21 protein-coding genes and 1 riboswitch are annotated in these 25622 nt (G+C 67.9%); of the genes, 7 read left to right on the forward strand and 14 right to left on the reverse strand.

The features are described from left to right. Positions 1-92: 92 nt before the first annotated feature. The 3 genes from EJO69_RS04595 to glyA are packed head-to-tail and all read right to left on the reverse strand — an operon-like array spanning position 93 to position 3026. Positions 93-887, reverse strand: coding sequence for an exodeoxyribonuclease III (locus EJO69_RS04595; protein WP_126039733.1), 795 nt, complete (start codon positions 885-887; stop codon positions 93-95). Further along, positions 884-1756, reverse strand: coding sequence for a bifunctional methylenetetrahydrofolate dehydrogenase/methenyltetrahydrofolate cyclohydrolase (locus EJO69_RS04600; RefSeq protein WP_126039735.1), 873 nt, complete (start codon positions 1754-1756; stop codon positions 884-886). The genes EJO69_RS04595 and EJO69_RS04600 overlap by 4 nt, the downstream gene beginning before the upstream one ends. Position 1757: 1 nt before the next feature. Continuing rightward, positions 1758-3026: a serine hydroxymethyltransferase gene (glyA, locus tag EJO69_RS04605; RefSeq protein WP_245993777.1), complete on the reverse strand. Its 1269-nt coding sequence runs from the start codon at positions 3024-3026 to the stop codon at positions 1758-1760. A 117-nt stretch (positions 3027-3143) separates the two neighbouring features. Between glyA and purU the strand changes: the two genes are divergently transcribed. After that, positions 3144-3986: a formyltetrahydrofolate deformylase gene (gene purU / locus EJO69_RS04610; RefSeq protein WP_126039737.1), complete on the forward strand. Its 843-nt coding sequence runs from the start codon at positions 3144-3146 to the stop codon at positions 3984-3986. 52 nt (positions 3987-4038) lie between these two features. Continuing rightward, positions 4039-4902: an ABC transporter ATP-binding protein gene (locus tag EJO69_RS04615; RefSeq protein ID WP_126039739.1), complete on the forward strand. Its 864-nt coding sequence runs from the start codon at positions 4039-4041 to the stop codon at positions 4900-4902. 65 nt (positions 4903-4967) lie between these two features. Here the strand turns inward: EJO69_RS04615 and EJO69_RS04620 are convergent, their stop codons facing one another. The 3 genes from EJO69_RS04620 to EJO69_RS04630 all read right to left on the reverse strand — a co-directional run bounded on the left by EJO69_RS04620 (position 4968) and on the right by EJO69_RS04630 (position 9175). Then, positions 4968-5954 carry a malate dehydrogenase gene (locus EJO69_RS04620; protein WP_126039741.1) on the reverse strand — a complete coding sequence of 329 codons (987 nt, stop codon included), beginning with the start codon at positions 5952-5954 and terminating at the stop codon, positions 4968-4970. 63 nt (positions 5955-6017) lie between these two features. Next, complete coding sequence (pgi, locus tag EJO69_RS04625) at positions 6018-7691, reverse strand: glucose-6-phosphate isomerase (RefSeq protein ID WP_126039743.1); 1674 nt, start codon at positions 7689-7691, stop codon at positions 6018-6020. 71 nt (positions 7692-7762) lie between these two features. Beyond that, complete coding sequence (locus tag EJO69_RS04630) at positions 7763-9175, reverse strand: hypothetical protein (protein WP_126039745.1); 1413 nt, start codon at positions 9173-9175, stop codon at positions 7763-7765. Positions 9176-9325: 150 nt separating this feature from the next. Here EJO69_RS04630 and EJO69_RS04635 point away from each other — a divergent pair, with 150 nt between their 5' ends. Continuing rightward, entirely contained in the window at positions 9326-11569 is a 2244-nt protein-coding gene (locus tag EJO69_RS04635; RefSeq protein WP_425454739.1) for a 6-phosphofructokinase, read from the forward strand. Between the two features lie 47 nt (positions 11570-11616). Here EJO69_RS04635 and EJO69_RS04640 read toward each other — a convergent pair whose 3' ends face one another. Both EJO69_RS04640 and EJO69_RS04645 read right to left on the reverse strand, forming a co-directional pair. Beyond that, positions 11617-12267 carry a response regulator gene (locus tag EJO69_RS04640; RefSeq protein ID WP_126039749.1) on the reverse strand — a complete coding sequence of 217 codons (651 nt, stop codon included), beginning with the start codon at positions 12265-12267 and terminating at the stop codon, positions 11617-11619. Continuing rightward, on the reverse strand, positions 12264-13406 hold the full coding sequence (locus tag EJO69_RS04645; protein ID WP_126039751.1) for an ATP-binding protein: 1143 nt from the start codon (positions 13404-13406) through the stop codon (positions 12264-12266). The genes EJO69_RS04640 and EJO69_RS04645 overlap by 4 nt, the downstream gene beginning before the upstream one ends. 113 nt (positions 13407-13519) lie before the next feature. On the opposite strand from EJO69_RS04645, the gene EJO69_RS04650 reads away from it, so the two are divergent. Continuing rightward, entirely contained in the window at positions 13520-14866 is a 1347-nt protein-coding gene (locus EJO69_RS04650; RefSeq protein ID WP_164519871.1) for a PspC domain-containing protein, read from the forward strand. Beyond that, positions 14863-15408, forward strand: coding sequence for a hypothetical protein (locus EJO69_RS04655; protein WP_126039755.1), 546 nt, complete (start codon positions 14863-14865; stop codon positions 15406-15408). Before EJO69_RS04650 ends, EJO69_RS04655 begins: the two co-directional genes overlap by 4 nt. Positions 15409-15531: 123 nt before the next feature. On the opposite strand, the gene EJO69_RS04660 is transcribed toward EJO69_RS04655, so the two are convergent. Both EJO69_RS04660 and EJO69_RS04665 read right to left on the reverse strand, forming a co-directional pair. Beyond that, positions 15532-18939 carry a proline dehydrogenase family protein gene (locus tag EJO69_RS04660; protein WP_126039757.1) on the reverse strand — a complete coding sequence of 1136 codons (3408 nt, stop codon included), beginning with the start codon at positions 18937-18939 and terminating at the stop codon, positions 15532-15534. A gap of 15 nt (positions 18940-18954) precedes the next feature. After that, complete coding sequence (locus EJO69_RS04665; protein WP_126039759.1) at positions 18955-19227, reverse strand: DUF3017 domain-containing protein; 273 nt, start codon at positions 19225-19227, stop codon at positions 18955-18957. Between the two features lie 29 nt (positions 19228-19256). Here EJO69_RS04665 and EJO69_RS04670 point away from each other — a divergent pair, with 29 nt between their 5' ends. Further along, positions 19257-20300, forward strand: coding sequence for an FAD-dependent oxidoreductase (locus tag EJO69_RS04670; protein WP_126039761.1), 1044 nt, complete (start codon positions 19257-19259; stop codon positions 20298-20300). 15 nt (positions 20301-20315) lie between these two features. Here EJO69_RS04670 and purH read toward each other — a convergent pair whose 3' ends face one another. The 4 genes from purH to EJO69_RS04690 all read right to left on the reverse strand — a co-directional run bounded on the left by purH (position 20316) and on the right by EJO69_RS04690 (position 25113). Further along, entirely contained in the window at positions 20316-21896 is a 1581-nt protein-coding gene (purH, locus tag EJO69_RS04675) for a bifunctional phosphoribosylaminoimidazolecarboxamide formyltransferase/IMP cyclohydrolase (protein ID WP_126039763.1), read from the reverse strand. A 22-nt stretch (positions 21897-21918) separates the two neighbouring features. Next, positions 21919-22001: riboswitch (ZMP/ZTP riboswitch) on the reverse strand. A gap of 4 nt (positions 22002-22005) precedes the next feature. Beyond that, positions 22006-22845, reverse strand: a complete 840-nt coding sequence (locus tag EJO69_RS12665) for a PT domain-containing protein (protein WP_211331496.1) — start codon at positions 22843-22845, stop codon at positions 22006-22008. 106 nt (positions 22846-22951) lie between these two features. Further along, positions 22952-23572, reverse strand: a complete 621-nt coding sequence (gene purN / locus EJO69_RS04685; protein WP_126039765.1) for a phosphoribosylglycinamide formyltransferase — start codon at positions 23570-23572, stop codon at positions 22952-22954. Further along, positions 23569-25113, reverse strand: a complete 1545-nt coding sequence (locus EJO69_RS04690) for a cell division protein PerM (protein ID WP_126039767.1) — start codon at positions 25111-25113, stop codon at positions 23569-23571. Before EJO69_RS04690 ends, purN begins: the two co-directional genes overlap by 4 nt. A 130-nt stretch (positions 25114-25243) precedes the next feature. Between EJO69_RS04690 and EJO69_RS04695 the strand changes: the two genes are divergently transcribed. Further along, the gene (locus EJO69_RS04695; protein WP_126039768.1) at positions 25244-25615 is read left to right on the forward strand and encodes a hypothetical protein; all 372 of its coding nucleotides are present in this window, start codon (positions 25244-25246) and stop codon (positions 25613-25615) included. Positions 25616-25622: the final 7 nt, after the last annotated feature.

The raw sequence follows: 25622 nt of genomic DNA on the forward strand, positions 1-25622 counted from the left end.
CCCAGCCCGCACGGATCGCCCCGCCCGCGATGTGCCCATGCAGACGCGGCCCCGCATGCGAACTGCCATGCGGGGCCGGTGTGCTGCCGGTACTAGAAACCGGCGATGTCGTAGTCGATGGTCAGCGGTGCGTGATCGGACCAGCGCGACGCGTAGTCATCCGCCCGGCCGACACTCGCGGCGAGCGCCCTCTCGGCGAGCCGCCTCGTCGCCATCTGGTAGTCGATGCGCCACCCGGCGTCATTATCGAAGGCCTTGCCCCTCTGGGACCACCACGTGTAGGGACCCTGCACATCCCCGGCGAGATTGCGATGGACGTCGTCGAAGCGAGAGAACCAATCCTCGAGGTACGCCATCTCCCGATCGAGCACGCCCGAGGTCTTGTTGTGGTTCGGCTTGAAGTTCTTGATGTCCTGCGGACCGCGGACGACGTTGAAGTCGCCCGCCATGAGCAGCTCCCCCTCGATCTCGCCGAGCCGCTCGGTCACCATATCGAGGTGGCGGTACTTCGCCGCCATCTTCTCCTCGTCCGTCGCCGTACCCGAGTGCAGGTAGGCGGAGATGAAGGTGACGGTTGATTCCCCGACGGTCACGTCGGCCTCGACCCAGCGGCCCGAGTCCACATCGGTATCCCCGGTCAGGCCGATGCGGGCGGCGGTGACGTCGAGTTCGGGGCGCACTGCGATCGCTACGCCGGCCCGGCCCTTGATCCGCGAACCCTCCTGGACGACTCTCCAGTCACCGGGCAGGAGGTGCTCGACGAGCTCCTCGGGTGCCCGCACCTCCTGCATGAGGAGGACGTCGGCATTGTTCTCGACGATCCACTCCCCCATGCCCTTGCGCATCGCCGCGCGAATTCCATTGACGTTGACGGTGGTGACCCTCACAGCGTCCTTTCTGCCATCGTGACGACATTCTCGAGGAGCATAGCCCGGGTCATCGGGCCCACTCCCCCGGGGTTCGGCGAAATCCATGCGGCGACGTCCCGGACGTCCGGAGCAACATCGCCCACGATTCGTGCGCGTCCGTCCTCAACAACCCGGGACACTCCGACGTCGAGGACGACAGCACCGGGCTTGACCCAGGACGCCTCGACGAGCCCGGGGGAACCGGCCGCCGCGATGACGACATCGGCCGCTCGGACTCTCTCCGCCATGTTCCTCGTGCCCGTGTGCATGAGGGTGACGGTCGCGTTGATGTCGCGCCGGGTGAGCAGGAGACCGATCGATCGGCCGACGGTCGTGCCGCGGCCGATGACGGCCACGTCCCTTCCGTTGAGATCGATGTCGTACCTGCGCAGCAGCTCGAGGACCGCGGACGGCGTGCAGGGCAGGGGCGACGTGATCGGCTCCTTGACGCGCAGTGCCAAGCGGCCCAGATTGGTCGGGTGGAGACCATCGGCGTCCTTCTCCGGGTCGACCGATTCGAGGACGAGGTTCGTGTCGATTCCCGCGGGCAGGGGCAGCTGGACAATGTAGCCCGTGCACGCCGGGTCCTCATTCAGCCTGCGTACGGCGGCGAGGATCTCGTCCTGCGTCGCGCTTGCCGGCAGGTCCTCGCGGATCGAGGTGATGCCGACCTCCTGGCAGTCCCGATGCTTGCCGGCCACGTACTTGAGCGAACCGGGGTCCTCCCCGACGAGCACCGTGCCGAGACCGGGGACGATGCCGCGCTCACGGAGCGCGGCGACGCGCTCGGCGAGTTCGGACTTGATCGCGGCGGCTGTCGCCCTGCCGTCGAGGATCTGTGCCGTCACCTCAGAGCCCCTCGTAGAGCGGGAACCTGTCCGCGAGCGCCTTGACGCGAGCCCGCAGCGAGTCGATGTCGGCCGCCCGGCCGCTGATGAGGGTCTCGGCGATGATGTCGGCCACCTCGCGGAACTCCTCGGCGCCGAAGCCGCGGGTGGCGAGTGCGGGGGTGCCGATCCGCAGCCCCGAGGTGACCCGCGGGGGCCTCGGGTCGAACGGCACGGCATTGCGGTTGACGGTGATGCCGACCTCGTGGAGCAGGTCCTCGGCCACCTGGCCGTCAAGCGGGCAGTCCCTCAGGTCGACGAGAACGAGGTGGACGTCGGTGCCGCCCGAGACGAGTGCGATCCCAGCATCGGCGACGTCCTTCTCGAGCAGGCGGTCGGCGATGATCCGAGCGCCCTCGAGGGTGCGCGCCTGGCGGTCCCGGAACTCATCGGACTGGGCAACCTTCATGGCGACCGCCTTCGCGGCGATGACGTGCATGAGCGGCCCGCCCTGCTGGCCGGGGAAGACGGCCGAGTTGAGCTTCTTCGCGAGCTCGTCGGTCTTGGCGAGGATCATGCCCGAGCGGGGGCCGCCGATCGTCTTGTGGATCGTCGTCGTCACGACGTGGGCGTGCGGGAGCGGGCTGGGGTGGAGCCCGGCCGCAACGAGACCGGCGAAGTGGGCCATGTCGACCCACAGGTAGGCGCCGACCTCATCGGCGATATCCCGGAAGGCCTTGAAGTCAAGGTGGCGGGGGTAGGCGGACCAGCCTGCGATGAGGAGCTTCGGCTTCTCCTCGAGCGCGATCCGGCGGACCTCGTCCATGTCGATGAGGCCGGTCTCCTTCTGCACGCCGTAGGAGACGACGCGGTAGTTCTTGCCGGAGAAGTTGATCTTCATGCCGTGCGTGAGGTGGCCGCCGTGCGCGAGCTCGAGCCCCATGATCGTGTCGCCGGGTGAGACGAGCGCGTGGTAGACGGCGGCGTTGGCCTGGGCGCCCGCGTGGGGCTGCACGTTGACGTAGTCGCAGTCGAAGACTGCCTTGGCGCGCTCGATCGCCAGGTTCTCGGCGACGTCGACATGCTCGCAGCCACCGTAGTAGCGCCGGCCCGGATAGCCCTCCGCATACTTGTTGGTGAGGACCGATCCCTGCGCCTCGAGGACGGCGCGCGGGACGAAATTCTCCGACGCAATCATCTCGAGCGTGTCGCGCTGGCGCTGGAGCTCGTTGTCGAGCACCGCTGCGATCTCGGGGTCGACCTCTGCGATCGAACTGGTGAGCATATCCATTTTTCCTCCACTGCCGGGCGGGCGAACATCCACCATCGTATAGTCCTCGACGGTCGCGACGTGTCCACCGTTCGAAAAATCCATCGACTGGAAGGCAGAACGGCTACCCTGTGGGGCATGCCATCTATTGTTCTCTCGCTCTCCTGTCCCGACCGTCCCGGCATCGTGCACTCGGTCACCGGCCTTCTCGTCGACCACGGCGGGAACATCACCGAATCGCAGCAGTACGGCGACCCCGACACCGGCCGCTTCTTCCTCCGCATCGAGGCCGACATCCCCGGGTCGATCGACGAGCTACGGGTGCCGGTCGATGAGCTGGCGGCGACGCTCGAGGGGACGATCGACCTGACCGAGTCGGGCCGGCCCATCAAGACGATCATCATGGCATCGACGACCTCCCACTGCCTCACCGACCTGCTCTACCTGCAGCGCATGGGCAGGCTGGCGATCGACGTGACGCGGGTCGTGTCGAATCACGACACGCTTCGACCGATTGCGGAGTTCTACGGAGTGCCCTACACGCACATCCCGTTCTCGAAGGACCGCCGTGACGAGGCGGAGGCCGAGCTCCTGCAGATCGTCGAGGAGACGGGCGCCGAGCTCATCGTCCTCGCCCGGTACATGCAGGTCCTCTCCCCCGAGCTGTGCGAGCGGATGGCGGGGTCGATCATCAACATCCACCATTCCTTCCTCCCGTCCTTCAAGGGCGCCCGCCCCTACCAGCAGGCCCACGATCGCGGCGTCAAGATCATCGGCGCCACCGCCCACTACGTGACTCAGGATCTCGACGAGGGCCAGATCATCGAGCAGGATGTCGAGCGCGTCACGCACGGGCACACTGCCGCTGACCTGCAGGCCATCGGCGAAGATGTCGAGCGTCGCGTGCTCGCCCGCGCCGTCCAGTGGCACGCCGAGGGCAGGGTCCTGCGCAATGGCGAGCGGACGGTCGTCCTGCCCTAGGAGCCGTGCCGTGCCGGCGATCCCCGGCATGGCTGAGAAGAGGAGGGTTTGCATGCCGGGCAGCATCCTCATGCTCGACTCCGTCACGTATCGCCGCAACGGGGTCGACATTCTGCGTGGTATTGATCTGACCGTCGGTGAGGGCGAGCACTGGGTCATGCTCGGCGAGAACGGCTCGGGTAAGTCCACCGCGCTCGCACTCTGCGGCGCCCGCGCGCACCCGACGTCGGGCACGGTCGACATCCTCGGCATGAGGGTCGGTCGTGTCGACCTGTCCCACCTGCGCACCTTCATCGGCCACGTCGACCCCCGGCACCCGCTGCGCGGCGCACCCACGGCACTCGACGTCGTCCTCACCGGCCTGACGGGGACGATCGAGGCACCGATGCGGTGGTCGCCCTCCGATGAGGCGATCGATCGGGCCCGCACCATGCTCGCTGACATGGGCATGGCGTCCCGAATCGGGGCCCGCTGGCCGACACTGTCCCAGGGCGAGCGCGGGCGCACCCTCATCGCCCGCGCCCTCATCTCATCACCCCGACTGCTGCTCCTTGACGAGCCGACGACCGGGCTCGATCTCGCCGCCCGCGAGCAGCTGCTCGATACGATGGACGCCCTGACCGTGACTTCACTGCTCGTCACTCACCACGTCGAGGAGATCCCGTCGACGACGACGCACGCGGCCCTCCTGCGCGACGGACGCGTGAGCGCCTCCGGCCGCATCGGCACCGTCCTGACGGACACGAACCTGACCGCAGCCTTCGACTACCCGATCCGCCTCGTCAGGGACGAGGGGCGCTGGGGCGCCCGGCGCGCCACGGCCCAGCGGGGCCGAACGGCCTTCAGCGAGACAGGCCCGCAGTTGCCGCAGGGCGGGCTCGGCTGTCCCGGCCCGACGAGCCCGACGACATCGTGACCGCACACCCGGATATGGCTGTGCGCCCGGCACTGCCGGGCGCACAGGCGATGTGCTCAGGTGAGTCAGAGGATGCCGAGATCCCTCACGGCGTCGAGCTCCTCCTGTGCGGCGGCGATGTTCCGCTTGATTCCGGCACGGGTCGCGTCGGAGATGTCGAGGTCGGAGACGATCTCCCAGGCCCCGCCCCGCGAGATCGTCGGGAAGCCGAAGATGAGACCCTCGGGGACGCCGTATTCGCCATGCGAGGCGACGCCGGCCGTGGTCCAGCTGCCGTCCGGTGTGCCGTTCACCCAGTCGTAGACGTGGTCAATGGCGGCGGACGCCGCTGAGGCGGCCGAGGAGGCCCCGCGCGCTTCGATGATGGCGGCGCCGCGCTTGGCGACGGTCGGGACGAAGTAGGACGAGAGCCACTCGGCGTCGAGCATCTCGAGAGCGGGCCTGCCCGCGAGCGTCGCGTAGGAGACATCCGGGTGCTGATCGGCGGAGTGGTTGCCCCAGACGACGACCTTCTCGATCTCGGAGATCGGGGTGCCGGTCTTCTCCTTGAGCTGGCTCATCGCTCGGTTGTGGTCGAGCCTCATCATCGCGTTGAAGCGGTCGGCCGGGACGTCCGGAGCGGAGGCCGCGGCGATGAAGGCGTTCGTGTTGGCGGGGTTGCCGACAACGAGAACCTTGACATCATCAGCGGCGTGGTCGTTGATCGCCCTTCCCTGGGGGCCGAAGATTCCGCCATTGGCCGCGAGCAGGTCCGCACGCTCCATGCCCTTCGTCCGGGGGCGGGCACCGACGAGCAGAGCGACGTTCGAACCCTCGAACGCCTGGTTGACGTCGTCGTAGATGTTGACGGAGTCGAGCAGCGGGAACGCCGCGTCGTTGAGCTCCATCGCCGTTCCCTCCGCGGCCTTGACGGCCTGCGGGATCTCCAGAAGGTTGAGGCGGACGGGCACGTCCGGGCCGAGCATGGCACCGGATGCGATGCGGAAGAGCAGCGCGTAGCCGATGTTGCCTGCAGCGCCGGTGACGGTGACGGTTACGGGAGACTTTGCCATCTGTTACAACTCCTATGTCGAATGGTCCCCTGGTGGGGGCAGCCGCCACCAGTCTACTGTCTGCTATTTCTCAGCGGCGGGTCTTGCGTCCCGGAAACGGTGGTAGTAGGCGATGAGGGCCCGCGTGGACGGGTCCTGCTCGCCGAGCGCCTCGTCATCGCCGGCGATCGCCGGGCCGAGGTCGCTCGCCATCTCCTTGCCGAGCTCGACGCCCCACTGGTCGAAGGAGTCGACTCCCCAGACGATCCCCTGGACGAAGGTGATGTGCTCGTAGAGGGCGATGAGCTGTCCGAGGACGGACGGGCTGAGGTAGGGGGCCATAATCGACGCCGTCGGCCTGTTGCCCGAGAAGACGCGCGCGGGCACGATCGCCTCGTCCGTACCCTCGGCGCGCACCTCATCGGCGCTCTTGCCGAAGGCGAGCGCCTTGGTCTGAGCGAAGAAGTTGCCGAGCAGCAGCTCGTGCTGGTCGTTGCCGTCCGTCTCGAAGGGGTATGTCGGGTTGGCGAAGGCGATGAAGTCGGCCGGGATCAGCTGGGTGCCCTGGTGGATGAGCTGGTAGAAGGCGTGCTGGCCGTTCGTGCCCGGCTCTCCCCAGAACACCTCGCCCGTCGCGGTCGTGACCGCGCTGCCATCCCAGCGGACTGACTTGCCGTTCGACTCCATCGTCAGCTGCTGGAGGTAGGCGGGGAAGCGGTGAAGATACTGCGAGTACGGCAGGACGGCATGGGAGGTGGCGCCCATGAGGTTGACGTAGAAGACGTTGAGCATTCCCATGAGGAGGGGGACGTTCTCCTCCGCGGGAGCCTTCGCGAAGTGCTCGTCCATGGCCCTGTGTCCCGCGAGGAAGTCGGCGAAATTATCCGGGCCGATCGCGATCGCGAGGCTGGTTCCCACCGCCGATCCGACGGAGTAGCGTCCGCCCACCCACGACCAGAAGCCGAACGCGTTCTCAGGATCGATGCCGAACTCCGCCACCTTGTCAAGGGCGGTCGACACGGCGACGAAGTGGGTGGCGACAGCATCGTCGCGCACCTCCTCGGGCAGGCTGTCGAGCAGCCAGGCCCGCGCCACCTTCGCGTTCGTCAGAGTCTCCATCGTCGTGAACGTCTTCGACACGATGATGAAGAGCGTCGTCTCCGGATCGAGCCCCGCCAGCTTCTCACCCGCGTCCGTCGGGTCGATGTTCGAGATGAAGCGGACCTCGAGGTCCTCCTGCAGGTACGGCTTGAGTGCCTCGTAGGCCATGACGGGCCCGAGGTCGGATCCACCGATGCCGATGTTGACGACAGTCTCGATCGGCCTGCCCGTCGCGCCGACCCACTCTCCCGAGCGGACCTTCTCCGCAAACGCGTAGACACGATCGAGGACCTCGTGAACCTGGTCGACGACGTTCTCGCCGTCCACGATGATCTCCGATCCGCGGGGTGCCCGGAGCGCCGTGTGAAGGACCGCGCGGTCCTCCGTCACGTTGATCCGATCGCCGCGCATCATCGCATCGCGCCGCTCCTCCACGGCCGTCTCCTTCGCCAGACCGACGAGAGCGTCCCTGACCTCACCGGTGAGGAAGGACTTCGACAGGTCGACATGCAGATCCGCCGCCGTGAAGGAGAACTCCTCGGCCCGACCCGGGTTCTCTGCGAACCATGCCCGGAAGTCTGGGGTGAAGTCCTGCATGATCTCGCCCAGCCTTGACCAGGCGGGGGTGCTTGTCGGATCGATCGGCGACGGAGGCATGGCTGTCCTTCTCACTCGGGGCTAACGGTGTTTCGATTCTCACACATCCCGAAAATCGGCGCCCGGTGTTCTCAGGGGGCGAAGCACCCGTCGAGATCCCCGACGAGCCCCTCGGGTCCCGCCTCGGCCGCCGCGGCGGCTGCATTGAGCACCGTTCCGACGAGGGAGACACTCCACCCCGTGTCGTCCTGGAGGACGGCGAACGCGCCGACAGGCGCGCCCGCCCCCAGAAAGGCGGAGACATCAACCGATTCGCACGTCCCGACGGTCAGCTGCCCGTCCTCGAGCACGACCTCCATCGCCTGACCGGTGAGGAAGGGGTTCGCCCGGAGAGTGAGTGACTGGAGGATGCTGAGCGCGGAATGGTCCGAGACCTCGTCCGTCACAGTCGAGAGGTTTGACAGTGTGAGGAGATCGCCGAGGCTGAGCTCCTGAATCTGCGGTATCCCCGCCAGGTAGAGCGAAAGTCCGAGGCCGCGCTGCTCGCCGATCGGGAGATGTCCGAGCGCGTCGTCCAGCGGCTTCTCCGCGAGCGCCTCCGCGAAGTCCGAGACCGCGGCCTCCGGTGATTCGGAGCGCTGGGGTGCGAGGAGGGTGAGCTCCCCATTGCGCTGGATGAAGTCCTGCCTCGCGGCAGGATCCGTGAAGAAATCGGTATTCGCATAGGCGGCGGCCGAGGCTGCCGGCGAGATGAACCAGCCGCGCTCGTCAACGGTGACAAGGATCAGGGGTGCGGTCGGGGAGAACTGCCGCGAGTACGAGGTCTGCCCGCCCTCCAGCTCCTCCGAGATGGCCTCCGCAAGCTCCTCGGTGTTGGAGACCCCGAGGCGTTCGAGCTGCTCATCCGGATAGTTCTCACTGATGATGTCTGCCGTGATGTCCGCAAAGCCATCGATGTCGACGATCTCGAGGGTGACCGACCCGTCGGTCACGACGGCCGCCGTCATGTCATCGGCCATGCGGACCTCCTCGACGTCCTCGACGACCATCGTCTGATCGATGACGTCCGCATAGCGCCCGAGATTGTCCTGGATGGTCTCGAATGCCTCGCCCTCGCTCATGGCGGGACCGCCCGAGTAGCGCATGAGGAGAAGGGTGAAGGAGGATGCGTGCCGCTGCTCGGCCGGCGACATCGTGTCGAGGACGCCCGGCAGATCAGCATTGACTGCGTCGACGAACCTCGTCACGGCCTCGTTCGAGCTTGGGGCGCCCTCGGCGGCGTCCGATGACCGGTCTGCCCACCACCAGATGCCGAGCGCGATGAGAAGGATCGTGACGACCGCGAGAACGGCGATGATGACGGCTGTCCTGCTGCCCCCGGAGGGGCCGGCCTGAGCAGAGCCGATGGCCTGAGCATCAGTCGCCGCGGCGGGCGGGCCGCCATCGGACCGGCCAGCGGCCGGGGGCCCGGTCGACTCCGGATCCTGCCGGTGGTCGGGCCGCTGGTCAGGGGCCTGCTCGCTGTCGCGTTCGTCGCTGTTCATGTCTGCATTATCGCGCAGCGGGACCACCTCCGGGAACCGAATGGTCGCTGAGCACCCGGCCGCATCGGCCCGGCGCGATCGCGCAGTCCGATGCGGCGCCGACCGGTCGTCCTGCACCGACACGGCCCATCATCGGGAACAATGGGGATCATGGAACCAGTGAAGATTGCCGTCCTGACATCGGGCGGCGATGCCCAGGGGATGAACGCCATTGTCCGCGCCGTCATCCGCACCGCACTCCACGAGGGCGCCCGGCCCTTCGCCATCCGGGAGGGGTGGAAGGGCGCCGTCGAGGGCGGCGACCTCATCCGGGAGATGTCGTGGGGCGATGTCTCGACGATCCTCCACCGGGGCGGGACCATCATCGGCACCGCCCGGTCCGACCGGTTCCGTGAACGCGAGGGCATGCGCGCCGCCGCGAAGAACCTCGTGTCGCTCGGCATCGATCGCATCGTCTCCATCGGCGGCGATGGAACCCTGACGGGCACGAACGAGCTCAAGCTCCAGTGGTCCTCGCTTCTGGCCGAGCTCGTCGAGCTCGGGGAGATCGACCAGGAGACGGCGGACCGACACCCGACCCTGAGGATCGCCGGTGTCGTCGGTTCCATCGACAACGACCTCGTCGGAACCGACATGACCGTCGGAGCCGATTCGGCCCTCCACCGCATCATCGATGCGGTGGATGCAATCTCGTCGACGGCGGAGTCGCACCGGCGCTCCTTCGTCATCGAGGTCATGGGCCGCCACTGCGGCTACCTCGCCCTCATGAGCGCCATCGCCGGCGGCTGTGACTACGTCTTCGTTCCGGAGATGCCCCCGGCGGACGGCTGGGAGGACGACATGTGCCGGGTCCTGCGGGCCGGCCGGAAGGCGGGCCGACGGGATTCGATCATCATCGTCGCCGAGGGCGCCACCGACCGGAGGGGCGAGCGGATCACCTCAGAGCGGGTGGCCCAGGCCCTCGAGGCGGGCCTCGGCGAAGAGGCTCGGGTGACCCTTCTCGGGCACGTCCAGCGCGGCGGGCCACCCTCCGCCTACGACCGGTGGATGCCGACTCTGCTCGGCTACACGGCGACGCTCGAGCTGCTGCGCAGCGACGGCGAGCCCGTCATTATCGGCACGCGCCGCAATCGACTCGTCCGCCTGCCGCTCATGCAGGCGGTGGAGGACACGCGTGCCGTCAAGACCTACACCGCGGAGGGCGATTACCGGCGGGCCGTTGAATCGCGGGGCTCGTCCTACGCGGAGATGATCGACGTCTTCTCGACGCTCTCCTCCCCGGTCCCGCGGAGAGCTCCCTCCGCGAAGCGACGCCGGATCGCCATCGTCCACGTCGGTGGGCTGGCGCCGGGCATGAATGCCGCCGCTCGGACAGCCGTCCGGTTCGGCATCGACCACGGCTACGACATGGTCGGGGTCCAGAACGGACTGCCCGGCCTCGTCGACGGGGACATCATCCCCCTGTCCTGGTCCGACGTCGACTCCTGGTCGGGTTCGGGCGGAGCCGAGCTCGGCACCCGCAGGACCATCCCGCCCGTCGAGGACTTCTACACCATGGGCCGAACCCTCGAGGAGCAGGAGATCGATGGTCTCCTCATCATCGGCGGCCTCAACGGCTACGAGGCGGCCGCGCTCATGAAGGAGGAGCGCCGGCGCTTCCCCGCCTTCCGGATCCCCATCATGTGTGTGCCCGCCTCCATCGACAACAACCTGCCCGGCTCCGAACTCTCGATCGGTGCGGACACGGCGCTCAACACCAACGTCGAGGTGCTCAACAGGATCAAGCAGTCCGCCTCCGCGTCCCGGCGCTGCTTCGTTGCCGAGGTCATGGGCCGCAACGCGGGCTATCTCGCCCTCATGTCCGCCATCGCCTCCGGTGCGGAGCAGGTCTATCTCGCCGAGACCGGGATCACCCTCAAGCAGCTCGAGACCGACACGAAGGTCATGATCGACGCCTTTGAGAACGGCAGGCGCCTCTATCTCGTCGTGCGGAACGAGTACGCCTCAGAGCACTACACGACGGACTTCCTCGCCCGACTGTTCGAGGCCGAGGGGAAGGAGCTGTTCGACGTGCGGCAGGCCGTCATCGGCCACCAGCAGCAGGGCGGCAACCCGTCGCCCTTCGACAGGCTCCTCGCCGTCCGGCTCATTCGGCGGGCAATGGAGAAACTCGACTCCCTCCTCGTCCAGGGCCGGGACGACTGCGCCTACGTCGGCATGGCGGAGGGGCAGATCAGCTGTCACCCGCTCTCTCGGATGGAGGAGCAGTGGGATCCGCGGACGCGCCTGCCGTACGACCAGTGGTGGCTCGGACTGAAGGACGTCGCCTACATCGTCTCCAACCCTCACCACAGCGGACCCGCGGAGGTCCTGCCGATCGTCGAGGACGCGTAACGGACTCGGACACGCTGGTTCTGAGGCCGAGCATCAGCCGTCGCGCCTCAGACGATCCTGCGCGCGGCGGCCCAGCGGGCCAGCTCGTGCCTGTTGGACAGCTGGAGCTTGCGGAGCACGGCCGAGACGTGCGTCTCGACGGTCTTGATGGAGATGAAGAGCTCGCTCGCGACCTCCTTGTACGCCATGCCGCGGGCGATGAGGCGCATGACCTCCTGCTCGCGCGCGGTCAGCCGGTCGAGTTCGTCATCCCGATCGGCGACATCGCCCGATCCTGCGCCGAACGCGTCGAGGACGAAGCCGGCGAGCCGTGCCGAGAAGGCCGCGTCCCCATCCGCCACGCGCCGCAGGGCGTCGGCCAGCTTCTCCCCCGTTACATCCTTCGTCACATACCCTCGGGCACCTGCCCGGACGACCGCGACGACGTCCCGGGCCGCGTCGGAGACGGAGATGGCGAGGAACTTCGTGTCCGGATAGAGGTCGCTGCAGGCGCGGACGACCTCGGCACCCCCTCCCCCGCTGCCGCCGGGCATGTGGACGTCGAGGAGGACGACCTCGGGCTTGAGCTCGCGGGTGATGGCGATCGCGGAATCGACGTCGTGGGCCTGGCCGACGACGTCGAAGCCGCCCACGCGGGCGAGCTCGCCGACCATGCCGGCGCGGGCAAGCGGGTGATCATCGACGATGATGACTCTCATATGTGACCTCGTGGGATTCTGATGTGGACTTCGGTGCCCGGACTTCGTCCTCTGATTGTCGCAGCTCCGCCGTGCCTGTGGGTGCGGGCGAGAATGGAATCCCGCACCCCATGCCGATCGTCCGGGACGGCCTCGATGTCGAAACCCTCCCCGTGGTCGCGGATGAAGACATCGGTCGCGTCCTTCGAGAACTCCGCATAGACGGAGATCGGCGCCGCCCCATGGCGGACCGCGTTGACGACAGCCTCGCGGCTGGCCGCGAGCAGCGCCCTGCTGTGCTCGTCCCGCTCACCGTCGCCGACCGCGACGAAGTCGACCTCGACGCCGTACAGGTCCTCCACCTCGCCGATCATCGTCCTGAACGCATCCGGCAGGGACGACTCGTCCCGGTCGGCCCCGTACAGCCACGTGCGCAGCTGACGCTCCTGGACACGGGCGAGGCGCGTGACGGCGGCGGGGTCCGAGGCCGCGTTGCGGATGAGGGTGAGCGTCTGGAGCACGGAGTCGTGCAGGTGGGCGGCGATATCGGCACGGGCCGCCTCGGAGGCGCTCTCCCGCCGCGCCGCGTCAAGCTCGCCGAGCATCCGCGCAACCGCCGGCCACATCGCGAACGCCGCGATGACGAGGACGCTGAGGGCAACGACGACGGACGTGACCATCGTCTGCGGGTCCTCGTCGCGCACGGCGAAGATGAGGACGCCGATGACGAGAAGCGAGATGCCCGAGAGGAGGCGGATGAGCTGGACCCGGACGGAGCTTCCGCCGATATTCGTCCATGCGAGCGCCGCTCCCGCGACGAGGCAGGCGAGCGAGATGACGACGCCGATGGAGATCGTGATGAGGGACTGGAAGACGACGAGTCCGATCGCGGCCACGACGGCGAGGACAGCGAAGGACAGCAGCCGCGTGCGGGGAGTCGGCGCGAACCTCGGCTCCACCCGATCCGGCACATCGTCGGAGGCCGGCACGGCGATCGTCAGCCACATATAGATGAGGACGCCGGCGAAGCGCGCCAGGCCGAGAAGGGCGAAGACGCCGCGGATGATCCACACGTTGACGCCGATGTGGTCGGAGATGCCCTGGCACACCCCGGTGACGATGCGCCCCGACTGGGGCCTGCGCAGGGGGTAGCGTTCCATGGCTCGATCTTCGCACGAGGCCACCCCCGATGGGACCCATGACCCCGTTTCTCAGGGATAGATCAGGGCTTTCCCCAGTTCCCCGGGTGCCAGCCCGGCGGGAGAATAGACACATGACTGGAGATACATTCTTTGACTCCATCAGATCACTGGGAATCCAGCGACCTGATGACGCGCCGCTCGCCGGCGTCTGCGCGGGACTCGCGAGGCGCTGGAACGTCGACCCTCTCATCGTGCGGGCCGTCTTCGTCGCCCTCGCCTTCCTCGGCGGGGCCGGCATCACCCTCTACGCCCTCGGCTGGCTCTTCCTCCCCGACAGCAGGGAGCGGATCCACGCCCAGGAGCCCTTCTACGGGAAGGTGTCCGCAAGCCTCGTCTTCGGCATCCTCCTCGTCATCATGCCGATGTCCTCCTTCAGCCTCGGCTTACGCGACGTCTACCTGTTCGGCCCCGTCGGCGTCCTGCTGACAATCATCCTCATCGTCGTCATCGTCATCCTGGCGAACAACCGCGAGTCGGGATGGCGCCCCGGCCAGCCCGGCATGGGCGCAGATGCAGCGGCCGCTCCCAGTGGCCCACAGCCCGCCGCCCCGCACGGCGATCAGCCCCCCGCGGCCGCGGAGCCGGACGCGGGTCCGGCAGCAGACCCCTATGCCGGCCCGCACACCAACCCAGCCACGAGCCCAGTCACCGACTCGACCAATCCGAGCGCCGGTGCGCCGATGTCGCAGGACCGCCCGTGGGCACAGCCCTCCCATCAGCCGACCGACCGCTCCGCCCTCTACGCAACGGTGGGCCAGGACATCGACGCACCCGATGAGAGGCCGGTGACCAGCTCCCGTGTTGTCCTGCTCGCCCTTGCCCTGATCCTCATCCTCGCCGCCGGCGTTGCGCTCCTCTACGACCGCGGCTTCGGACCGCTGACGGACTCCAATCTCATCATCGGCGCCTTCGCCGCCGCGTCGATCATCCTCGGACTCGTCGTCCTCATCTACGGCATCAGCGGCAGGCGCGGCGGCGGCCTCTCGGCTCTCGCGATCGTCGTCGCCGCCCTCACCCTCCCCTCCGCAGCCCTCACAGCGGTGCCCTCCGCCGAGCACCACGTCATCATGGGCGAAGGTTTCTGGGCGCCGACCTCGGCGCAGGAGGCCGCGGGCGGGTACTCGATGCTCATGGGAACGCTCGAGCTCGACGTGACCGGGCTCGACGAGGCGGAGATCGACGTGAGCGGCAGGCTCGGCGAGATCACCCTCGTCGCCGCCGATGACCAGAAGGTCGCCATCATCGCCGATTACGTCATGGCCGACCTATCCGGAGCGAACGGCCGGCAGGCCAACTCAAGCGGCTTCCGCGGCGATTCCACATTCTTCGTCGGCGACATCACCACAGTCGAGGAGGCCGACATCGTCATCAACCTCGACCTCATCGCCGGATCCTTCACCCTGGAGAGGCAGTCATGACCAAGCAGCCGGTCGTCGGAACGATCATCATCGGAATACTCGTCATCCTGCAGGGCCTCTGGGCGCTCGCACTCGCCCTCGACCTTGCCCTCGTGAGGGACATCAACCCGACCACTGTCCTCATCGCGACACTGCTCGGACTGGCCGTCCTCCTCATCATCATCGCGCTCTGGCCCCGCCCCTCGACGAGGGAGTCGACCCGGGAGACGATCCAGTTCTCCCCCGTCTCACTCGACCAGGCCGAGGCGGGCATGACCGCCAAGAAGCAGGACATCGTCGCCGACCTTCGGTGGCTCGACTCCGCCGAGGCGGTCACCGTCCCGATCATCACCCAGGCCAGGGCGACGATCCTCGCCGACCCGGCCCGCCTCGCGATCCGCACATCATCGCCGGACGTCGACATCGACACGAGCCTCGCGATGACCTGGGCGGGCCGCAGCGGCAGCCAGAACATCTACCTCGGACCAGGCCTGACAGACCCGGCGCAGGCCCACCTCACGGTCGACGTCGCCGCGGCCGCGCTCACCGTCCGACCACACTGACCACCCACTGACGAATGGTCCGCCCCTGCAGAGCAGGGGCGGACCTGTGTCGCTTCGCGACTCACTCGCGGTTGGCTCGAGGGTGCCTCGAGGTCCCCTCGTGGCGGAGGGGCCGCGGGCAACCTACTTCAGCACACCCTCCAGGAGGGAGGTCTGGTTGCCGAACCTGTGGTTGGTGGCAGAGATCGCCTGCTCCTGGACATACGGCAGGAGCTCAACCCGACCCGCCGGTGTGATCGGGTCGGAGTAGATCCCGACGTCGACGGAGCCGTCGATGGCGGCGGCGAGAGCAACCGGATCCTCACCGATGACGCGGAAGCGGACGCCGTCCGCGGAGACGGACATACCCTTCGCGCGGCTGTGCCACTGCTCGGTCGTCTCGACCGTGATGAGGACACCGTGCTCGGCCATGAAGCGCTCCACCTCGACCGGAAGCATGGTCGCGGTCGACGCCTCGACTCCGGCACCAAGGGCGACAGCGCCCGCGACAGAGGCGAGCAGATCTCCGACCGGCGCGCCCTCGCCGAGGCGGACGACGACGCGCGGGAAGCCGACGTAGCGCAGGATATTGATCTCGACACCGAGCTGGGACGGATCGTGCTCGGCGAGGAACTCATCCGCGAGCGCCCGGTCCATGCCGGACAGGATCTCCTTGGTCCGGGACGGGTCGTCGATCCTCTCCGCCACGGTCGCAGCCGCCTGCAGCACGCGGTGGCTGACCGGGGAATGGTTGCCCGTGAAGGTGGGGGCGACGTGGCCGAGACCGTACAGGTAGTTCGGACCGCCCGCCTTCGTGCCCGTGCCGACAGAGGAGCGCTTCCACCCGCCGAACGGCTGGCGGCGGACGATGGCGCCGGTGATGCCGCGGTTGATGTAGGCGTTGCCGGCGTGGACGTGATCGATCCAGTAGGCGATCTCATCCGTATCGAGCGAGTGGATGCCGGCGGTGAGGCCGAACTCGACCGCGTTCTGCCACTCGACGGCCTCGACGAGGCTGTCGGCCCGCATGACACCGAGGATCGGGCCGAAGTACTCCGTCAGGTGGTACTCGGAGCCCGGCTCGACTCCGGATCGGACCCCGGGGGTCCACAGGTGCTCGTCGATCTTCGTCGGCTTGAGCACCCAGGACTGGCCGGGTTCGAGCTGGGTGAGCCCGCGCAGGAGCTTCGCCCGGGGGGCCTCCGTCAGCGGTCCCATCTCCGTCGACAGATCGGAGGGGCGGCCGACGTTGAGCGAGCGGACAGCGTCGACCAGCTGGTCGCGGAATCTCTTCGAGAAACCTGCGGATCCGACGAGGATGACGAGGGAGGATGCCGAGCACTTCTGTCCGGCGTGGCCGAAGGCCGAGTAGACGACGTCCTTGACCGCCAGGTCGATGTCGGCGTGCGGGGTGACGATGATGGCGTTCTTACCGGACGTCTCGGCGAAGATCCGCAGATCGGGTCGCCATGAGCGGAACATCGCGGCCGTCTCGATCGAGCCGGTGAGGATGACCTGGTCGACCCGCTCGACGACATACTGGCCGAGTCCCTCATCGGCTCCCTCGACGGACTCGTCGAGGTTGAGCAGCTGGAGGACATCGCGCGGCACACCGGCCTTCCACATGAGATCGGCGATGTAGGAGCCGATCCGTCGGGTGAGACGGGCAGGCTTGAAGAGCACGCCGGACCCGGTCGCGAGCGCGGCGAGGACGCCGCCCGCCGGGATCGCGATCGGGAAGTTCCAGGGCGGGGTGATGAGGGTCGTGCCGACCGGGGTGAAGGTCGCACCCTCGAGATCGTCGAGGGCTGGCGCGAGGGCCGCGTAGTAGCGGGCGAAGTCGATCGCCTCGGAGACCTCGACGTCGGCCTGGTCGATTGTCTTGCCCGCCTCGGAGCCGGCCACCTCGATGAGCTCGGCGCGGTGGGCCTCCATCATGTCGGCGACGCCGACGAGGATCTCGGCGCGCTCGACGGACGGGCGTGCCGCCCACTCCCGCCCGGCGGCCGCGACAGCCTCGATCATGTCGTCGAGCTCGGCGAAGGTGCTCTGCGTGTGGTCGCGGACAACGTCGGACCCGATCTGCGAGGTCTCCATACGAGCCGCAATCTGCCTGGCCCATTCGAGGTTCGCAGGCAGCGACGGGTCGGTGTCCGGGGTGTTTGAGAACTCCATGGGGAATCCCGGGTGCTCCTCGAAGCGATTCTGGAGGCGGCGTGGGCCATGCTCCAGACCGTCGGAGAGTGCATGGGCCCGGCGGAAGCGGTCGGCCTCGAGCTCGAAGACGCTGGCGTCCTCGAGGGCGAAGACATTCGACATGAAGTTGTCGGGAGTCGCGTTCTCCTCGAGGCGGCGCACGAGGTAGGAGATCGCGACGTCGTACTCTTCGGGCTTGACGACCGGGACGTAGTAGAGGAGCTGCCCGACATCATCGCGCACCGCATGGGCCTGCGGGGTGGCCATCCCCGCCAGCATCTCGATGTCGACCTCGGTCCCGAGCTCGATGCCGCGATCGCGGCACAGGAGGACGCCATAGGCGAGCGTGAAGAGGTTCTGGCCGGCGATGCCGATGTGGACCGCGTCGATATTCTCGCGCGTCAGCGCGTAGTCGAGCATGGCGATGTAGTTCGCGTCCGTCGCCTCCTTGGACGGCTGAACGGCGAGGCTCCACCCGTGCATGATCGCGTCCACCCGCTCCATCGAGAGGTTCGCGCCCTTGACGACGCGGACCTTGATCGGCGCGCCGCCCGCGGCGCGGCGGCCCTTCGCCCACTCGGTGAGCCCGGCGAGGGCATCGAGCCCGTCGGGCAGGTAGGACTGGAGCACGATCCCGGCCCGGTAGTCCCTGAACTCCGGCATGTCGAGGATCGTCGTGAAGACATCGAGGGTGAGATGGAGGTCCTTGTACTCCTCCATGTCGAGGTTGATGAACGTGTTCGAGTCGCGGGCGACCCGGAAGACGGGGAGCAGCTGGGCGACGGCGTGTTCGACGGCCTCGTCGAAGCCGAAGGCCGCATGGGGGCCGATGACGGACGAGACCTTGAGCGAGACGTAATCGACATCGTCGCGGCGGATGAGCTCAGTCGTCGCGGCGAGCCTGCGGCCCGCCTCGGCGTCGCCGAGCACAGCCTCACCGAGAAGGTTGAGGTTGAGCCGTGAGCCATCCGCTCGGAGCTTCGCGATGGCCGGTCCCAGCTTCGACGGTGTGACGTCGACGACGAGATCGCCGACGAGCGCGGCGAAGATCTTCTGGGCGATCTCATCCGCCGCCTTCGGCAGCAGGGGTGCGAGCCTCCCTCCGCCCTTCGTCAACACACCGAGGTACGGCGGCAGGAATGACGCGTCCTTCGATGAGATCGCCGACAGGTTGTCGGCGACGACCTTTGAATCCTCGGGGCGGATCACCCCATCGACGAAGCTGACCGTGTAATCCAGGCCGCCCGGGTGGTCGAGCACCCGGGACAGCAGGCGAGAGGCATACGGAGTCGCGTACTTCTGAGCGTTGTCGGACCACTCCTGTGCCTTCGCGATCGATCGCGTCACAATGTCCATCTGCCTGATCTCCTTCTAGGCCACGTTCGTGGCATTTCCCCATTCGGCGAGCCCCAGCAGGGCCAGCCCCAATATCGTGAGAGTCGCTGCGTCCCACGCGCGCCCGCGCACATCGGGCACCGCCCCTGTCGGAAGGACGAGGCGGGCGGCCGCAAGGCCGACCATGGTGGCGCCGAGTGCGCGGATGGAAGAGACGGGTCCTGCAATGAAGCCGAGGACGACGATGGCCACGACCCAGAAAAACAGAGCTGTCAGCAGCGCGGGTGCAGGAACCCGGTTTTCTCCCATACGATCAACCTTAGTGGCTTGGAGGTCGATTGATTACGATTTGTGGAACAGGTTTAGCGGGTCTGCGCACCGCCGTCGAACTGCGCGGCCTGGGGTACGAGGGGCGGATCCGTGCCATCGAGCGCGAGGGTGTCCCGCCCTACGATCGGCCGCCGCTGTCGAAGGACCTCTTCGGCGACTATCGCCGCCCTCTCTCCGCCGACGGCCTCGGGCAACTGTCCGACGTCTGCGATGAGATCGTCACCGCCGAGATCGAGAGCCTCGACGGCACCACCGTCATCGCCGGCCCAGATCGCTTCGACTCGGACGTGACCGTCCTCGCCCTCGGGGCCGATGCCAGGCGGACGATCGACGGCGCGCTCAGCCTCCGCACGAGGGCGGACGCCGACCGTCTTCGCACCGTCTCGGGTCCGGTCACCATCGTCGGGGGCGGCTGGATCGGCTGCGAGCTCGCCTCCTCGTTCGCCGCCGCCGGACGCGCCGTCACCCTGGTCGAGATCGCCGAGCACATCCTGCCCGCGCTCGGCCGGGCGGCCCTGCCCGTCGCCGACGCCCTGCGGGCCATGGGCGTGCGGATCACCGACGAGATCCCCGCCGATGCGGGAACCCTCATCGAGGCGACCGGCGCTGTTCCCAACACGCTCGGCCTCGACCTGACGACGGACGGATGGGGTCGCACGGCCATGCCAGGTGTCTTCGCCGTCGGCGACTGCGCCACCATCGACATCGGGCCCGCCGGCGGCCACTGGAACACGGCCCTCCATCAGGCGACCCGTGTCGCACGTGCGATCATGACGGACCCACGAGACGAGCCCATCCCGCTCGTCCCCGACGTCTTCTCGACGATCGCCGGGAGGGAGCTCCTCCTCATCGGCCATCCCATCGGCGAACCCATCACGCTTCCGGACGGCTCGCGCTCACTGTGGCTGAGGGACGGCCGGCTCGTCGGCGGGCTCACGATCGACCGCCCCTCCGATGGTGTCGCACTGCGCAGGAACATCGGGGCCGCTATGACGGCCGAGGCCGCGGCCGACCCGCGGCCTCTCAAGAAGATCCTTCGAGAGACGGCCTGAGGCCGGCCGGAACACTCAGTGGGCGAAGTGGCGCGTGCCCGTGACGTACATGGGGATGCCGGCCGCGTTCGCTGCGGCGATGACCTCCTCATCGCGGATCGACCCGCCGGGCTGGACAACTGCCCGGACCCCGGCATCGGCCAGCACCTTGAAGCCATCGGCGAATGGGAAGAAGGCGTCCGAGGCCGCGACCGAGCCGCGGGCCCGCTCCTCGCTGGGCCTGTCGGACTGCTGGGCGCCGCCCGCTGTCTCAACATCGGAGTCGACCGGTGCGCCGAGGGTGTTGGCCCGCTCAACAGCGAGTCTGCACGAATCGACGCGGTTGACCTGGCCCATGCCGACACCGACGGTGGCACCATCCTTCGCGAGGAGGACGGCGTTCGAGCGGACGGAGCGGACGGCGCGCCACGCGAATTCGAGGTCGGCGAGCGTCTCCTCATCGGCAGCCGGTCCTGCCGCGTGGGTCCACCCGGTCGACCGGTCACCCGGCTCGTCGACGCGGTCCCGATCCTGGACGAGCCAGCCGCCGGAGATCTGGGTGATGTCGCGGCCGGTGAGGTCGGGCTGGACCGTGAGGATCCGCAGGTTCTTCTTCTTCCGCAGCACCTCGAGTGCCTCGTCATCGAAGCCGGGGGCGGCGATGACCTCGGTGAAGATTGGTGCGACCTGCTCCGCCATCGCCCGCGTGACGGTCCGGTTGGCGGCGATGACGCCGCCGTAGGCCGAGACGGGATCGCACGCGTGAGCGCGGGCATGTGCCTGCGCGATGTCATCGGCGACCGCGAGGCCGCACGGGTTCATGTGCTTGATAACGGCGACGGCGGGTCGGTCGTGGTCGTAGGCGGCCCTCACCGCGGCATCCGTATCCCGGTAGTTGTTGTAGCTCATCTCCTTGCCGCCGTGCTGGATGGCGGCTGCGACGCCGCCGCTCCCATCGGCCGACAGCCAGGCGGACTGGTGGGGATTCTCGCCGTAGCGGAGTGAGCGGGTCTTCGGCAGGGCCAGTCCGATGTGCTCATCGCCGACCAGGCCCGCCATCCACGTCGCCACTGCCGCGTCGTAGGCGGCGGTGTGGGCGAAGGCGCGAGCCGCGAGGCTCCTGCGCTCCTCATCGGTGAACCCTCCCCTGCCGACGGCAGCGATGGCGTCCGCGTACTGCTCGGGTGAGGTGAGAACTGCGACGGATGCGTGGTTCTTGGCGGAGGCGCGGACCATCGCGGGACCGCCGATGTCGATCTGCTCGATGATCTCGTCGACCTCAGCACCGGAGGCGAGGGTCTCGGCGAACGGGTAGAGGTTGACGACGACAATGTCGATCGGCTCGATCCCAAGCCTCGCCATCTGCTCGACGTGCTCGGGCCTGCGACGGTCGGCGAGCAGGCCACCGTGGATGAGCGGATGAAGAGTCTTGACGCGGCCGTCGAAACACTCCGGGAAGCCGGTCACCTCCTCAACGCCTGTCACGCTGATCCCGGCCTCCCTCAGGGCGGCCGCGGTCCCCCCGGAGGAGACGATGTCGATACCGGCCTGCGCAAAGGCGCGGGCGAGGTCGATGATGCCGGTCTTGTCGAATACGGAAATGAGTGCGCGAGCCATGGTTCTCCTCGGTGATCACCCACTGCCGTGCCCAGGCGTGCGACGCAGCGGTATCGGCCGCTCCCCGATGGTCCTCCATCTTGCGCGCCAGTCGCGGCCGTGACCCAGTTTAGCGGGTCTGGGACCGTCTCGACGAGGTGATCAAGCCCATCCCACCGACGAGGAGACCAGCACCGATGCCGAGGAGGCCGCCGCTTCCGATGCCGGTCATCGGCAGCTCCACCTGCTCCTGATCCTGCTGCTCCTCCGCGTCCTCACCGCCGACCGGGTCCGCTGCGGGCCGCCCGGTGATGATGATGTCGCGAGCCGCTTCGGCGCCGTTCCCGTGGGAGTCGGTGACAAGGTAGAGGATCCGGTAGGTGCAGGGGAACCCGCCCGGGCACTCGGCTGCGCCGAACCAGTCGCCCCAATCGGAGATGACAGGAGACAACCGAAGGTCGACATCGTCGTGGACTTGGACGCCCTCCCACAGGTCGGATTCGCTCACGTCCGCTCGCGACTGCGCGGTGATGGTCGGGATGGGGGCGAAGATCGGTGCCCTGCTGAAGCCGATGTCGGGTGGGGCGACGGGGAAGGGGTCGCCCAGACCGCCGTCGTTCGACGTCGACTCGTCTGTCGGCTCCTCCGTCGGATCCTCCGTGGGCTCCTCTGTTGGTAGGTCGGTCGGGTATTCGGTGGGGTCCTCGGTTGGAATAGTCGGCTCGTCCGTCGGGTCCTCGTCCCCAGGCGGATCCGGAGTCGGCTCCTGCGTCGGCGTGGCCGACTCTGTCGGGGAGACCTCGACAAGATCGTCAACGCCCGGCAGATCGAGCTCAGTGGCGTCTGACTGGAGGACCGCTGCGTGGGCTGGATCCTCGATCTCTGTCGGCTCGGCCGGGGCGGCAACAGCCGACGCTCCGACGAGCAGTCCTGCAATGACAAGTGCTGTCCCTGAGGCGCTTCCCCTCACCCACTGCTGCATCCTGCTGTATTCCCATCGTTGTTCGTCGCCACACGTGTGGCCCAAAGCCATTCAAGCACGCCGGGTGGCGTTCCGCGCGATGTGGCGCCTGCCGTCACGGTCGGTTGAGGAAGGCCCTGCGGCCCTCGACCCGCCACCCGTCCCTCATCATGGCGCCGACGGTCCGGACAAGCTGCGCCCGCTCGGCGATCTTGATCCGTTCGAGGAGAGTCTCCTCGGTATCCTCCTCGAGCACATCGACAACGCACTGGGCGAGGATCTGGCCCGTGTCCATGCCCTCATCGACGAGGAAGAGCGTTGCCCCCGCGACCTTCACACCGTGGGCGAGGGCATCAGCCGGGCCGTGAATGCCGGGGAAGGACGGCAACAGCGAATTGTGGGTGTTGATGATCCTGCCGGGGAATGTCCGCAGGACGGCCGGGCCGAGCATCTTGAGGAATCCCGCCGACACGACGAGGTCCGGAGTCGGTGCCGCCAGTGCGTCCGCGAGCGCACGATCCCAGTCACTCCGATCGGCGAAGTCCCCCACCTTGATGATTGCGGTGGGAATTCCCGCCGATCGCGCGGTCTCGATTCCGCCGCAGCCGTCGCGGTCGGCGACAACGAGGACGACCTCACATCCGTACTCCGGATCATCGCAGGCATCCATGAGTGCCGAGAGGTTCGAGCCTCCGCCGGAGATGAGGACAGCGAGCCTGCGCGGGCTACTGCTCATGAATCGTCCCTTCGATCGAGCCCGGGCTCTGCAGCCGTCTGGGCGGTGGCGGGTGTGGGCGGTGTCGGCGCCTCACCATAGAATCCCACATCTGCCCAGTCCTGCCCGTCGAGTCCGCGGTCGGACTGTTTCTCGCCGTTCGGTCCGGCGCTGTGCACCGGCGGCTCGGAATCGGCGAGCCCGCCGCCCTCCTCATCCGCCATGCCGCCAGCCGCGCCCCGCGGAGGGCCGCCGCGGCCGGGCGATGCCGGAGCGCTATCCGCAGATGCGTTCCCGACGCGTCGGTCGGGCCAGTCGGGACTGAGGGGGTCGTTCGCGACGGCCGAGACCATGTGAATGTCTCCGCCCAGGGGTTCCGATCCGCCGTGGGAGCTCTTGCCGTTCCGGAGGCCCCTGAGACTGGATCCGACCGATTCCATCCAGGAGCGGTAGGCCGCGACCGAGCTGCGGTGGCCGATGATCATGCCGAGCACGAGCGGGACGCCGATGACGACCGCTCCGTGGAGCGCCATCGTCAACGCCTCGGGGCCGACGACAGCGAGCCGGTCGGGGCCGATCGAGCCCTGGGCGAGGACCGCGAGGAGCGCGCCGATGAGCGCGGTGAACGCGATCTGGATGAGCCCGGTGATGAAGACTTCGACCATGTCGGGAAAGGCACGGGCCTGCCTAATGCCCTGGATGAGGAGTGCGACGGCGACGATGGCGAGCAGCCACGCGCTCGCATCGCCGGGCTGCGGGAGGGCGCCGAGGATGGGGATGGCCGGCAGGGGTGCTGCTGTAATACCGAGTGCGGAGAAGGCCGTGCCGGCTCCGACCGCGAAGCCGGCGCCGATGATGTAGGCGAGCGACCACAGGATGAGAGTGGGCAGGTACGCGAGCTGGAGGAGCCACATCATGAGGCCCGAATGCCATTCGACGATGTAATAGCCGTTGATCTTGAGGATCTCGGACCAGCCGAGCACTGTCGATGTGACGAGTGCGAGGACGGCGAGGACGAGAGCGGTGGCCATCCCGCGACGCGCCAGCATGAGCCCGTCGTAGATGGCGCGCCCCGCGGGGGAGCTGACGATACCGGCCGCGAACCAGTCCGACCTGTTCTTCGACGTGAGAATGGCGAGGAGCGCAACCGCTGCTGCTCCGAGGCCCGCCGGCCAGACGTACGAGCCCGTGGGCGCAAGGAGCCCGAGCAGCGCCGCCGTGCCGCCGGATGCTCCGCAGACAATGAGGACGTCGATCCAGTCCTTGACCGGGTGCCTGCGCAGAAGGGCGAAGGAGGCGAGGTAGGTGAGGAGCGTGATGGTGAGCGGCGGCAGGGAGATGCCGACTCCATCAAAGTGGAGGGTGCCGCCTAAGGCGGTCAGCCACCATCCAGTCGAGACCGCCGCGACATCCTGCCACGTCGTCGATCCGAGCGCCGGCGAGTCTGCCATGAGGGTGTAGGAAAAGATTCCGAGAATGACGACACTGGCCCAGCCGAGGAGGATGGGCTGAACTGCGGCCGCGGCGAGTCGGAGCGGGTGTGTTCGTGTGTCGACAGTCATCGTGACCATCATTCCAGCTCACGCCGATCGGGGCGATGAGCAACGCTCCGAAGATGAGAGGACTCTCATCCAGCTATCCTGATCGCCTCATGCGTGACTGATTCACTGGGTGCAGGCAAGGGAGGATCATATGTCTAGGAAACTGTGGATCGCCGTCGGCTCGCTGGGGGCCATCGGCATTGTCGCCGGCACCGGCCTCGCGTCCGCCGACACACCCGAGGTGAGCGTCCCCATCGTCTCCGAGGCGCCCTCGACAGACGACCCCACCACAAGCACTCCCGACCCGAGCGATGATGCAGCGGACGATCCGTCCGATGAGCCGACTTTCTCGGCCCCGACGGCGCAGACGCCGGCCGCTCCGCAGACCGCTGCTCCGACGGTCGAGAGACCGGTGATGCCCAAGACGGTATCGCCCGCTTCGCCGATCTCCGTCCCGACTCCCGTGAGCCCGCCCTCGCCCGCAAGCCCGATCTCGGCCCAGTCGGTGGAGTCGGCCGACTGAGCCCGCG

The organism is Flaviflexus salsibiostraticola (assembly GCF_003952265.1).
Classification (GTDB): Bacteria; Actinomycetota; Actinomycetes; order Actinomycetales; family Actinomycetaceae; genus Flaviflexus; species Flaviflexus salsibiostraticola.